Origin of the sequence: Myxococcus sp. AB025B, assembly GCF_006518215.1 — a bacterium.
In the GTDB taxonomy this organism is placed as follows: Bacteria; Myxococcota; Myxococcia; order Myxococcales; family Myxococcaceae; genus Myxococcus; species Myxococcus fulvus.
Genome location: NZ_SRLW01000304.1, coordinates 1 through 11,939, shown reverse-complemented (window position 1 = coordinate 11,939; position 11,939 = coordinate 1). Strand labels below are relative to the sequence as shown.

At 70.7% G+C, this 11,939-nt stretch carries 9 protein-coding genes and 1 tRNA gene; 8 read left to right on the top strand and 2 right to left on the bottom strand.

Annotated features, from left to right (window positions below):
- The first annotated feature begins 614 nt into the window (after positions 1–614).
- Together FL311_RS34985 and FL311_RS34980 are read left to right on the top strand one after the other, a co-directional pair.
- The gene (locus FL311_RS34985; RefSeq protein ID WP_228557294.1) at positions 615–1,850 is read left to right on the top strand and encodes a hypothetical protein; all 1,236 of its coding nucleotides are present in this window, start codon (positions 615–617) and stop codon (positions 1,848–1,850) included.
- A gap of 168 nt (positions 1,851–2,018) precedes the next feature.
- Positions 2,019–3,203, top strand: a complete 1,185-nt coding sequence (locus tag FL311_RS34980) for a glycosyltransferase family 2 protein (RefSeq protein WP_141332027.1) — start codon at positions 2,019–2,021, stop codon at positions 3,201–3,203.
- A gap of 60 nt (positions 3,204–3,263) precedes the next feature.
- On the opposite strand, the gene FL311_RS34975 is transcribed toward FL311_RS34980, so the two are convergent.
- A complete protein-coding gene (locus FL311_RS34975; protein WP_141332026.1) occupies positions 3,264–4,130 on the bottom strand; it encodes a CHAP domain-containing protein in 867 nt (288 codons plus the stop codon).
- A 134-nt stretch (positions 4,131–4,264) separates the two neighbouring features.
- On the opposite strand from FL311_RS34975, the gene FL311_RS34970 reads away from it, so the two are divergent.
- From FL311_RS34970 to FL311_RS34945, 6 genes are all read left to right on the top strand, one after another.
- Complete coding sequence (locus FL311_RS34970; RefSeq protein ID WP_223747369.1) at positions 4,265–5,956, top strand: HEAT repeat domain-containing protein; 1,692 nt, start codon at positions 4,265–4,267, stop codon at positions 5,954–5,956.
- Between the two features lie 55 nt (positions 5,957–6,011).
- Positions 6,012–8,099, top strand: a complete 2,088-nt coding sequence (locus FL311_RS34965; RefSeq protein WP_141332024.1) for an ATP-dependent helicase — start codon at positions 6,012–6,014, stop codon at positions 8,097–8,099.
- A gap of 90 nt (positions 8,100–8,189) precedes the next feature.
- On the top strand, positions 8,190–9,821 hold the full coding sequence (locus tag FL311_RS34960) for an Hsp70 family protein (RefSeq protein ID WP_141332023.1): 1,632 nt from the start codon (positions 8,190–8,192) through the stop codon (positions 9,819–9,821).
- 10 nt (positions 9,822–9,831) lie between these two features.
- On the top strand, positions 9,832–10,257 hold the full coding sequence (locus tag FL311_RS34955; protein WP_046714145.1) for a hypothetical protein: 426 nt from the start codon (positions 9,832–9,834) through the stop codon (positions 10,255–10,257).
- 18 nt (positions 10,258–10,275) lie between these two features.
- Positions 10,276–10,548 (top strand): hypothetical protein, encoded by a 273-nt coding sequence (locus FL311_RS34950; RefSeq protein ID WP_141332022.1) that lies wholly within the window; start codon positions 10,276–10,278, stop codon positions 10,546–10,548.
- Between the two features lie 72 nt (positions 10,549–10,620).
- Positions 10,621–10,692 (top strand) — tRNA-Val (locus tag FL311_RS34945).
- Positions 10,693–10,827: 135 nt separating this feature from the next.
- Here FL311_RS34945 and FL311_RS34940 read toward each other — a convergent pair.
- Positions 10,828–11,811 (bottom strand): TerC family protein, encoded by a 984-nt coding sequence (locus tag FL311_RS34940; protein ID WP_141332021.1) that lies wholly within the window; start codon positions 11,809–11,811, stop codon positions 10,828–10,830.
- Between the last annotated feature and the right edge of the window lie 128 nt (positions 11,812–11,939).

The following is an 11,939-nucleotide window of genomic DNA, read 5'->3' as shown; positions in this document are numbered from 1 at the left end:
GGGCGACGCAGACCTTCGGTGCGGTCGGCTCCCAGGGCGCGCCATCGACCGAGGGTGCGGGCGCCTACGGGGCGACGCAGACCTTCGGCGCAGTCGGCGGGGCGCATGATGCCGTGAGCGGGCAGGGCGGGACGCAAGCCGCGGGTGCTCATGGGGCGACGCAGACCTTCGGTGCGGTCGGCTCCCAGGGCGCGCCATCGACCGAGGGTGCGGGCGCCTACGGGGCGACGCAGACCTTCGGCGCAGTCGGCGCTCCCGGAATGACGCAGGCCTCCGGCGTGGGGGCTCAGGGTTCGACGCAGACCTTCGGTGCGGTGGGTGCCCCTGGCATGACGCAGGCCTCGGCGGGGGCTCACGGCTCGACGCAGTCCTTCGGCGCTGTCCCTCCGTCGGGCCCGGCCTCCACTTCAGGAAGCCCGATCTTCCCCAGCCACACGGGCGGAAGCCCTCGCCAGACCACGCAGGTCTTCGGTGCGGCCACGTCAGGCCCCCCTCCGTCGCCTCCATCGATCGCTCCCGTGACGCTCGGAGCCTCCGGCACGTCAGGCGCGAGCCCGTCCACTCCCGCGAGCGGGACTCCCGGCCACATCGGGCGCACGCTCACGTACGGAGCCGTGTCCGACTCGGCCGATGCGGGAGCCGTCCCCGAGCTCCCCGCCGAGAGGTCCACGAGCCTCTATGGCGAGGCCTCGCCGTCCACCGAGCTCTTCGGTGCCGCCAACGCGCCCGGGTCTCCGGTCAATCGCAAGACCTCCGTGTACGGCGCGGCCACCGACGCCGGGTCGCACGGCGTGAACCTGCCGCCCATGGAGCTGCCGGGACTCGGCGCCCTGGGCGCGGCCGGTGGCCAGGGTCCCAGCGCCTCGGAGCCCGCCTACCGCCGAGGCGCCGTCTCCCTCCCACCGGAGCTCTTGTCCGCGAACCGGGAGTCCGCGGCCATCGATGCCTCGGCGCCTTCGAGCTCTTCCTCGCGGCTCTGGCTGGGCCTGGTCGTGGCGGCCGGAGTGCTGCTGGCCGGAGTGCTCGCCTATCCCGCGTGGAAGAACCGTGACGCGGACATGCCGGCCACCGCGGTGACGGAGAAGGAGCGGGCCTCGGTCCTGCTGCGCAGGGACGACTCCTCCTCCAGGGACCAGGCCATCCAGAGCCTCAAGGCCCTCACGGCCACGTACCCCAAATACACCGAGGCCCAGGCCGAGCTCGTCGTGGCGCTCTCGCTGCGCCTGGGCGAGCTCCAGGCCGAGGCCGAGCGGCTGCGAACCCAGGGCGAACTCCTCCAGCGCGACATCGACGACCGCGCCGCCGCCCAGGCCACCGTCGACTGGGAGAGCCGCGTCAACGCGCTGAAGGCGCAGCGCGAGGACGTCATCAAGCTCGGCGGACCGCTGCGCATCGAGATCGACCGCCTGCGCAAGGAAGTGGACGTCCTGGCCGAGGCCCTCGAGGCCGCGCCCGAGGTGGAGCCCACGCCGGCCCTGGCCGCGCGGGTGAAGGCCCGGGCCCTGCACGCGGGGGTGACGGCGGCGCCGGATGCCCTCGCGCTGGCCGAGCGCCTTCGCAACGTGGAGGGCTCCCCGAAGGCGTGGAGCACCGTGGCCCGCGCCGAGTACGTGCTCAGCTCCGGCTCTCCGCCGGAGTCGGTGGCCCAGTCCGTGTCGGAGCTGGAGGCGCTGCGTGAGGCGGACGGCACCCTGCTGCGCCCCTACGTCCTGGGGGCCCGGCTGGCCCTGCGCCAGAAGGACCCGGCGGCGGCGCGTTCACTGCTGGACGACGTGCTGGCGCTCAACAAGAACCACGAGCTGGCGCGAAAGCTGCTCGAGCAGGTCTCCACGAGCGCCCCGCGGCCCTGAAACGACGTGCGTCCCACCCGGGCGGAGGACTGGAGAAAGTCCAGTCCCACCCGGCGCTGAGCCCCACGCCTGCCTCCGCGCCCCGAGCGGAGCGGGGTGCTCGCGCGGGGCATGCCTCTTGCTCAACCCACGGCCGATTCGAGGACTGGGTCTTGGGAGGCATGGTCGATGGCGGAGGTCTTCTTCTGGTGTGCCGCGCTGCTGCTGGCGCACACGTATTTTCTCTACCCATTGAGCCTGTTCGTGCTGGATGGGGCGGCGCAGGTGGCGCAGAACATCCGGGCGATGCGAGGCGGGGACGCGCGCCGTGAGCTGCCGAGCAGGCGTGGGCCGGCGCCATCGGTGAGCCTGGTGGTCGCGGCCTACAACGAGGCGTCCTGCATCGGGCAGAAGCTGGAGAACAGCCTGGCGCTCGACTACCCGGCGGACCGGTTCGAGGTGCTCATCGGCTCGGACGGCTCCACCGACGGCACCAACGAGCGCGTGCTGGAGTGCCGGGACGAGCGCGTGCGCCTGTCCCCCGCGCCCCGCGCGGGCAAGACGACGGTGCTCAACCGCTGCATCCCCATGGCCAAGGGCGACATCGTGGTCCTCTCGGACGCGAACACGATGATCGAACCCGACGCTATCGAGAAGCTGGTGCGCCACTTCGATGACCCGGAGGTCGGGGCGGTCTGCGGCAAGCTGCGCCTCTACAACCCGACGAAGAAGGACTACGAGGAGAGCGCGTACTGGAGCTACGAGTCCCTCATCAAGATGTACGAGGGGCGCCGGGGCGCGGTGGTGGGGGCCAACGGGGGCCTGTATGCCATCCGCCGCACGCTCTACACGCAGCTGCCGCCGTCCACCATCGTGGATGACTTCGTCATCCCGCTGCGCATCCTCGAGAAGGGCTACAAGGTTGCGTACGAGGAGAAGGCCGTCGCGCACGAGGAGACGACGGAGGACTACGGCAAGGAGTTCGGCCGCCGCGCGCGCATCGCCGCCGGCAACTTCCAGAGCCTGCGCATGGTGCCGGGCCTCCTGCTGCCCACCGCGGGCTTCCCCGCGTTCGCGTTCTGGTCCCACAAGCTCTTGCGCTGGTGCGCGCCCGCGCTGATGGGCGTGGCGCTGCTGGCGAACCTGTTCCTGCTCGACAGCATGTTCTACCGCGCCACGCTCTTCGCCCAGGGCCTGTTCTACGCGCTGGCGTACCTGGGGAAGGTGGGCGTGCTCAAGCGCGGCGCGGCGAAGCGGGTGGCCTCGGTGGCCTACTACTTCGTCACCATGAACCTGGCCATCGTCGTGGGCTTCTGGCGCTTCCTGCGCAACTCGCAGCGCGCCGCGTGGGACCGCACCGCGCGCGCGTCCTGAGACGAAGTCCTCACCGCTTCACCGGCGCCCGGCTCCTCCTGGAGTCGGGCGCCGTTCGTTTCAGCGCAGGGCCACGGGGATGGGCGCGGGCTTCTTCTTCGCCGGGGGACTGGCGGGGAGCACGCTGCCGTAGGCCGCGAAGAGCTGCCCGGTGAGCACGGGGGCCTTGTTCGGGCCGGGGTGGCGCAAGAGGTCGTTGAGCACCTCGCCCGTCTTCGGATCCCTCGGCAGGTGGGGGCGCGCCAGGTTCATCCGGTAGCGCACCACGCCCCGGTTGACCCGGTGGATGACGGTGACGGTGCCCTGCGCGTCCACGCTGTCGACGATGCCCACGTGGGTGAGGCCATCGTTGCGGCGGCCGTCCCGGTTCTGGTCGTACGTCTCGTGGAAGAACACCAGGTCCCCGGGCACGGGCCGGCCGTCCTCGTACACGCGGCCATGGGCGCGGGCGTAGCGGTACAGCGCGGTGACGCCGTTGTCTCCGGGCTTGAGCGTCCCGCGGAAGGACAGGCCCGCCTGCGCGTAGACGCCCTCGATGAGGCCCGTGCAGTCGGACGGGTACTTGCGGCCGTCGAAGGTCACCTGCGGCTTGCCCACCACCGAGCGCGCCGCGGCCAGGACCTTCTCGCGCGCATCGGCCGAGACGGGGCGCGCGCCCTGGGTGCTCACCTTCGTGGTGGCTGGCTTGCCCTTCGCGGGCCGGGACGCGGCGGCGCGCGCGGGTGTCTTCGCCTTCGCCGGCGCGGGCTTCTTCTCCGCTTGCGCCGTCGCCACGGGCGTGGAGAGCGACTCGCGCGGGAAGGCCGGCGGCGAGGCCGAGTGGTAGCGGACCGCGTACGAGTCCAGCCAGGGCTCCAGCCGGCCGGACGGGGTGGCGCAGCCCGTCGCGAGCATCGAGAGCATTCCCATCAGCGTGAGCCACCGCATGCGCGACCTCCCTGTAGCGTCCTGGGGCACCATGCTGGCCCCGGCTTCGTGTGTCGTCAAAAAACCTACCCAGGCAACCGTCCGTGGCGGCGCGTGTTTCCGGGGGGAGCGGGGTGCGGTATTGCTCCAGGAGAATGTTTTCACTCCGCCGAGCCTTCCCCGTCCTCCTGCTGGCCACCGGGTGCCTGCCCAATCCGTATGACCGCGCCGCCAGCACGGACACCGTGGAGGGCTATCGCGCCTTCCTGCGGGAGAACCCGACGCACCCGGATGGTGACGCCGCCGAGGCCCGGCTTGAGGAGCTGGAGTTCGAGGAGGCGAAGCGGCTGCACACGGTGCTCGCCTACAAGCGCTTCCTGGAGGCGTACCCGGAGGCGCCGCACACGCGCACCGCGAGGACGCTGCTGGAGGGCCTGCGCTTCAACGCCGCGAAGGAGGCCGACTCCGTGGCCGCCTGGAAGCAGTTCCTCCAGGAGCACCCGGACGGCGCCCAGCGCGACGAGGCGAAGCGGCTGATGCTGGAGGCGGAGTCGCGCGAGCTGGCGACGACGGAGGACCCGAAGCGGCTGGCCGAGTACCTGCGCGAGAAGCCGGATGATCCACGCCGACTCCAGGTCGAGTCGCGGCTGGACGCGCAGGCCTTCGAGCAGGCCAGGGGCTCCGGCGCGACGAAGCTGTTCGCCTACCTCAAGGACTTCCCGGCCGGCGTGCACCGCGAGGAGGCGCGCGTCCTGCTGCTGGGGCTGGAGGTGGAGGGGCTGCTCGTCTCGGGGCTGGTGGACGAGGCCGAGGCGCGGGTGAAGGCGCATCCGCTGGGGCCCAAGCTCACGGACTTCCCGGCGCGACTGACGCGCGCCCGCGCCGAGCAGGCCGCGCTGGCGCATCCGGATCCGCTCGTGCGCGCCGCGCACGTGGGCCACTACCTGCGCGACCTGGAGGACCTGAAGCGCTCGCTGCTGGCGCCGGACGCGCTGGACCGCTGGCAGGCGGCGGAGGAGCTGGGCCAGCACGTCTCCGTGCGCGCGGTGGACCCGCTCCTGGACGCGCTGCGCTCGGCGCGCAACCCGTTGATCCGCCAGAACGCGCTGGAGTCGCTGCGCACGGTGCTCACGTCGCTGCCGCGCCCGGTGGCGGAGTACGAGGTGGCCTCCCGGCTGGACGCCCTGCGCGAGCGGGCCAGCAGCGCGGAGATGTACCTCACCGTGGCCGTCCTCCTGGACCTCTCCGGGCAGCTGCCGCAGGCCTCCACCGAGTACCAGCGCGCCTTCGACTCCGGCGTGCCGGACCCCGTCGTCCTGCGCCGCTGGGTGGACATCCGCGAGGGGCGCAAGCAGCCCTTCTCCGCCGCGGTGGCCGCGCGCCAGCTCGCGGTGTGGGCGCTGAACGTGGCCCGCGACGAGACGGTGACGACGGAGGGCCGCGTGCCCCTGGCCTCGGCGCGGCAGCTGTGCGCGGCGGCCGTCAACGCCAGATTCGCCCAGGAGGCCATCGCCCGCGCGCGCGCCGTCTCCACCGAGTTCCCCGAGGACCTGGCTGAGTTCGAGCGCCGCGCCGAGGAGGCCCGCCGCCTCACCGAGGCCCGGCTGGCGGACGCGGAGCTGATCCTCCGCGAGCAGTCGCCCGGGGTGCGCACCTGCGCGGACCGCGGCGTCACCGAGCGGCTGGAGGGCGGGGTGAAGGAGCGCACCGCCGCCCTCGCCACGGTGAGCACGAAGCTGCCCCAGGTGGGCCGGGTGCTGCTGGAGCTGGCCCGGGAGAGGGATCCTTCCGCCCAGGTCCGCGAGGCGGCCTCGGCGCGGCTGACGGCGCACAAGCCCGTGCCGTGAAGTCCGGCTGATCCGTTCGTCCCGGGCGGGCGGGGCGGTTAGAGTTCCGCGCCCCATGGTCTCCCCGCCCACCCCCAGGCCGCTCGGTCCGCCGAGTGGCCCGTCGCGCATCGACTACGCCCGGCTCCTCAACGAGGAGCAGCTGCGCGCGGTGGAGGCGGACGCGGGGCCGGTGCTGGTGATCGCCGGCGCGGGCTCCGGCAAGACGCGCACGCTCACCTTCCGCGCGGCGCGCAGGCTGGAGCTGGGCCTCTCGCCCGACCACCTCCTGCTCTTGACGTTCACCAACAAGGCCGCGCGCGAGATGACCCGCCGCCTGGCGGAGCTGGTGGGCGGCTTCGTGGACGTGGGGCGCGTGACGGGCGGCACGTTCCACCACGTGGCGCACGCGCTCCTGCGCGAGCACGCGACGGCGCTGGGCTACTCGGAGCGCTTCACCGTGCTGGACCGGCAGGACGCGCGGGACCTCATGGTGAGCTGTCTGGCCGAGCGCAAGCTCAAGAGCGACAAGCGCTTCCCCCGGCCGGAGCTGGTGCTGGAGCTGGTGTCGCTCGCCACCAACCTGCAGCAGGCGGTGTCGGAGGTGCTGGTGGACCGCCGGCCGCAGTTCGTCCCGCTGGCGCCGGAGGTGCTCGCCACGGCGGCGCTCTACCGCCAGCGCAAGACGCGGCTGCACCTGATGGACTTCGATGATCTGCTCCTCAACCTGAAGCGGCTGCTCGTCGAACACCCCCGCGTCCGCGCCCTGCTCGCCGAGCGCTTCCACGCCGTGCTCGTGGACGAGTACCAGGACACCAACAGCCTCCAGGGCGAGCTGGTGGATCTGCTCGCCGGGGAGCGTCGGGACCTCACCGTCGTGGGGGACGACTGCCAGTCCATCTACAGCTTCCGGGGCGCGGACTTCTCCAACATCATGGGCTTCCCGGAGCGGCACCCCGGCTGCGCCGTCTTCACCCTGACGCGCAACTACCGCTCGACCCCGGAGGTCCTCCAGCTCGCCAACGCCGCCATCGCCCGGAACACGCGCCAGTTCCCCAAGGCGCTCGTCTCCGAGCGGGCGTCCGGGCCCCGGCCCCTCGTCGTCCCCACGCTGGACGCCGCCGAACAGGCGACGTGGGTGGCCGACCACATCCAGACGCTCCGCGCGCGCGGCGAACCCCTGGAGTCGATGGCCGTCCTCTACCGCGCCCACAACCACGGCCTGGAGCTCCAGCTGGAGCTGACGCGCCGGGGCCTGCCGTTCCGGGTGCGCTCCGGGGTGCGCTTCTTCGAGCAGCCCCACGTCAAGGACGTGCTGGCCCACCTGCGCTGGGTGAACAACCCCCGGGACGAGCTGGCGTTCCGCCGGGTGGTGCGCGCGGTGCCGGGCGTGGGACCCACCACGGCGGAGCGCCTGTGGACCTCGCTGCGCGCCCTGCCGGAGGGCCTGTTCCTGGGGGAGCGGCTGGACCACGAGGACGTGCGGCGTCACGTGTCGAAGAAGTCGCTTCCGGCCTTCGAGCGGCTCACGGCGCTGATGGGGCGGCTGGGACGCCCGGAGGCCACGCGCGACCCGGGGGGGCTCATCGAGGACGTGCTGGCGGGTGGGTACGCCGCCCGGCTCGCCCTGGAGGCCACGCCCGAGGACAGCCGGGAGGACGACCTGCGGCGGCTGGCGGAGCTGGCCCGGCGGTTCGAGGACCTGCCGCGCTTCCTGTCGGAGCTGGCGCTGGTGGCGGAGTTCGCCGCCAAGGAGGCCCTGGAGGGCGATGCCCCCGGGGACGTCCTGACGCTCAGCTCCGTCCATCAGGCCAAGGGGCTGGAGTGGCGGAGCGTCTTCGTCCTCTGGCTGGTGGATGGGCGCTTCCCCATGTCCCAGGCGACTCGCTCGGCCGAGGAGGAAGAGGAGGAGCGGCGCCTGTTCTACGTGGCCACCACCCGGGCCCGGGACCTCCTGGCGCTGGTGTACCCCCTGTCCGTGCTGCCCCGGGAGGGCGAGCGCATCGTCCTGCGTCCGTCCCGCTTCCTGGACGAGCTGCCGACGGGGGAGGGGGGGCCGTATGATCGCCTGGTCCTGCCCTCCACCGAGGCGGTCCGAGGGGTGCTCCCACCCCCCCTGGGTTGGAACGAGCCGGGTCCGGAGGGCTCCGAGGTGGAGGACTGAGGGCCTCGCCCAGAAACGCGCGCGCGAAGGCGCGACGTGATACAGAGTGGGACGGGGGCGCGCGTCTGGTGGCCCGCGCCCGTGAACTTCATGGCGGACAGACCTCGCATCGTCGGGATTGACCTGGGCACCACCAACACGCTGGTGGCGTCCGTGCGCAACCGCATCCCGAAGATCGTCCCCACGGATCGCGGCAACCTCATCCTCCCCACCGTCGTCGCCCTCTCGGCCAAGGGGGATCTCCTGGTGGGCGGGGTGGCCAAGGACCAGATGGTCACCAACCCCCGCAACACGCTGTGGGGGACCAAGCGCCTCATCGGCCGCAAGTACCACTCCAAGTCGGTGGAGGACCTGCGCGGCTCCTTCCCGTACGACATCGTCGAGGGCCCCAACGGGGACGCCGCGGTGATGATGGGCGGCAAGCTCTACACGCTGCCCCAGGTCTCCAGCTTCGTGCTCTCGCAGCTGAAGACCATCGCGGAGCAGTTCCTGGGCGGCCCCATCGACGCGGCCGTCATCTCCGTCCCGGCCTACTACAACGACAACCAGCGCCAGGCGGTGAAGGAGGCGGGCAGGCTCGCCGGCTTCGACGTCAAGCGCATCGTCAACGAGCCCACCGCGGCGGCGCTCGCGTACGGCTTCAACCGGGGCCTGGACCAGAAGGTCCTCGTCTACGATCTGGGCGGCGGCACCTTCGACGTCTCCGTGCTGCACCTGGCCGGCAACGTCTTCGAGGTCCTGGCCACCGGCGGCGACACCTTCCTGGGCGGCGCGGACTTCGACACGCGCATCATGGAGTACGTGCTGGAGCGCTTCCGGGAGGAGACCAAGGTCGACCTCACCGAGAACCCCATCGCCCTGCAGCGCATCAAGAACGCCGCCGAGGCGGCGAAGATCGACCTGACGCTCATCCCCAATGTCGTCATCGACCTGCCCTTCATCGACGAGCGCAAGGGCAAGCCGGTGGACCTGCGCATCCCCCTGACGCGCGAGTTCCTCAACAGCCTCACCGGCGACCTGGTGGACCGCACCTTCGAGATCTGCGACCGCGTGCTCGAGGAGAAGGGCATCGCCCGCTCGGACATCGACGAGATCATCCTCGTCGGCGGCCAGAGCCGCATGCCGCTCGTGCAGCAGAAGATCCAGGCGCACTTCGGCAAGCCGCCCAGGAAGGGCGTGCACCCCGACGAGTGCGTGGCCCTGGGCGCGGCGCTGCTGGGTGACTCGCTGGGCAGCATCGACGCGGTGACGCTGCTGGACGCGGTGTCCATGCCCATCGGCTATGCGCTGCCCAACGGCCGCGTGAAGCGCATCATCGAGAAGAACTCGCTCATCCCCATGGTGAAGAGCTTCCGCCTGCCTCCGCCGAAGGAGCCGGGCTCGGCCTACATCGAGCTGGACATCTTCCAGGGGGACAGCGACCTCATGGTGGACAACGAGTACCTGGGCACCGTCCGGGTCCCGTCCGCCGCGGCCGGCAGGAAGATCGACTTCCGCCTCACCGAGGAGTGTCTGCTCCAGGTGACGGTGGAGGAGGCCAGTGGTACTCCGCGCCGGGTGGACCTGGCCACGCGCGACACCCCGGAGCAGCTCAAGCGGGCGCTCTCGGATGTGCTGCGCAACAACGTCGACCATCAGCCCGTGGCGAGCGGCTCCAGCGGCGCCAGCGATGACGAGCGGGGCCTGCTCTCCAGCATCAAGAGAGTCTTCCGAAGAGGATAGGTAGCAGCTCATGGCGAAGTTCCCGTCGAAGGAGTGGCTGGACGAAGCGGTCCGGCTCACGAACGAGGACCCCGAGTGCGCCGTCGCCGGCAAGGGATGGAAGGGCGACTTCGGGGCCATCATCGAGGCCGAGCCCGGCAAGCTGGCGAAGTCCTTCGTGGTGCATGTCGTCCCGGGCGACTGCCGCATCGAGAAGGCCCGCGTGCTCGCGGACCCGGATGACCTGGACGAGCTCGAGCCCGTCTACCTGGCCCGCGCCCCGTATACCGTCTGGAAGCAGCTGCTGCAGGGGACGCTGGACCCCGTGGAGGCGGTGCTCAAGCGCCGCATCTCCATGAAGGGCGACCTGCAGCCGCTCATCGAGCGCATGAAGTACAAGGGCATCGCGGACCGCGTCTTCGCGAAGCTGCAGACGCAGTACATCGACGAGCCGTAGGCCGGGGGGCAACGAGCCATGGGTATCCGTGACGACTTGAAGAAGCAGGCGCTGGAGCTCTCCAGCAAGGCCGTGGAGAAGCTCATGGCCGACGAGAAGCGCGCCATGGCCATCGCCAACGCCATCGGCAAGGCCCAGCGGGGCAAGCAGGCCCTGGACCGCGGCCAGGAGGAGCTGCTCAAGGCGTTCCACTTCGCGCCGAAGAGCGAGTTCAAGGCCGTGGGCAAGCAGCTGTCCGGTCTCAAGCGTCGGCTGCGTGAGCTGGAAGAGAAGCTGGATGGGCTCTCGTAGAAATTGCGTTGACACCCGAGGGAGCAGATGGCATCTAGCTCCCCGTCGCGACGCGGTGGCAACACGCAGCGCGGGCGTATAGCTCAGCGGTAGAGCACTGCCTTCACACGGCAGGGGTCGCAGGTTCAAACCCTGCTGCGCCCAACCAGAAGAGGCCGTGAACCCAAGGGTTCACGGCCTCTTCGCTTTCCGGCTCATGGCTCCGGCGGCGCCCGGCTCCAGCGCGCCCGGCATGAGGTCCGGACGCGCCCTGGCTTCGGGGATGTGCTGCGGGCTGCTTCAGCTCTCCGACGGTTTGACGAGCGTGTCGGCGCCCGTCTCCGGCGTGTGCGGCGGCAGGTTCTTCGCCTTGATGAGCGAGGCGACGATGCTGGCGCCCAGCAGCGTGGCGATGACGCCCAGCGAGACGGCCGGGTGGATCTTCACGAAGTCGATGAGCGCCATCTTCGCGCCCACGAATACCAGCACGCCCGACAGGCCCACCTTCAGGTAGCTGAACTTCTCCACCGCGCCGGCCAGCAGGAAGAACAGCGAGCGCAGGCCCAGGATGGCGAAGATGTTGGACGTGAAGACGATGAACGGGTCTCGCGTCACCGCGAAGATGGCGGGGATGGAGTCCAGCGCGAAGAGGATGTCCGACGCCTCCACCAGGATGAGCGCCATCAACAGCGGCGTGGCCAGCCGGCGGCCGTTCTCCATGGTGAAGAAGTGGTGCCCGTCGAAGCGCGTGGTGGACGGGATGCTCTTGCGCAGCATCCGCATCATCCACCCGTCCTCCGGGTGGTCCTCCTTGTTGCGCTGCACGAACAGCTTCAGGCCGGTGATGATGAGGAAGCCGCCGAAGACGTAGATGAGCCAGTGGAAGCGCTCCAGCATGGCCACGCCGGCGAAGATCATGATGGCTCGCAGCACGAGCGCGCTCAGGATGCCCCAGAAGAGCACCCGGTGCTGGTACAGCGCGGGGATGCGCATCGCCGAGAAGATGACGACGAAGACGAAGATGTTGTCGACGGAGAGCGACTTCTCGATGAGGTAGCCGGTGAGGAACTCCAGCCCGGGCTTGCCTCCGAACTTCCACCAGAGCCCCGCGTTGAACACGAGCGCCAGGCTGATCCACACCGTGCTCCAGCCCAGCGCTTCCTTGAAGCTGACCGTGTGGGCCTTCCGGTGGAAGACGCCGAGGTCCAGGGCGAGCATCGCGATGACGAAGGCAATGAAGCCGCCCCACAGGACGGGACTGCCGACGGTTTGTAGAGGTTCCATAGGTGGGGTTCAGATAAGAGCCACCGTTCTCTTCGACAAATAGGGATTACAGACTCACTCCTTCGGAAAAACCGAAGGATGGCTCCCGCAAGCGCTCCAGGGCTGTCCCGGGAGGGGGCGGCCCGGGG

Coding starts and splice junctions, on each gene's coding strand:
- FL311_RS34970 (WP_223747369.1), top strand. CDS start 4,265: ATGTTTTCACTCCGCCGAGCCTTCCCCGTCCTCCTGCTGGCCACCGGG.
- FL311_RS34975 (WP_141332026.1), bottom strand. CDS start 4,130: ATGCGGTGGCTCACGCTGATGGGAATGCTCTCGATGCTCGCGACGGGC.
- FL311_RS34960 (WP_141332023.1), top strand. CDS start 8,190: ATGGCGGACAGACCTCGCATCGTCGGGATTGACCTGGGCACCACCAAC.
- FL311_RS34980 (WP_141332027.1), top strand. CDS start 2,019: ATGGCGGAGGTCTTCTTCTGGTGTGCCGCGCTGCTGCTGGCGCACACG.
- FL311_RS34940 (WP_141332021.1), bottom strand. CDS start 11,811: ATGGAACCTCTACAAACCGTCGGCAGTCCCGTCCTGTGGGGCGGCTTC.
- FL311_RS34955 (WP_046714145.1), top strand. CDS start 9,832: ATGGCGAAGTTCCCGTCGAAGGAGTGGCTGGACGAAGCGGTCCGGCTC.
- FL311_RS34965 (WP_141332024.1), top strand. CDS start 6,012: ATGGTCTCCCCGCCCACCCCCAGGCCGCTCGGTCCGCCGAGTGGCCCG.
- FL311_RS34950 (WP_141332022.1), top strand. CDS start 10,276: ATGGGTATCCGTGACGACTTGAAGAAGCAGGCGCTGGAGCTCTCCAGC.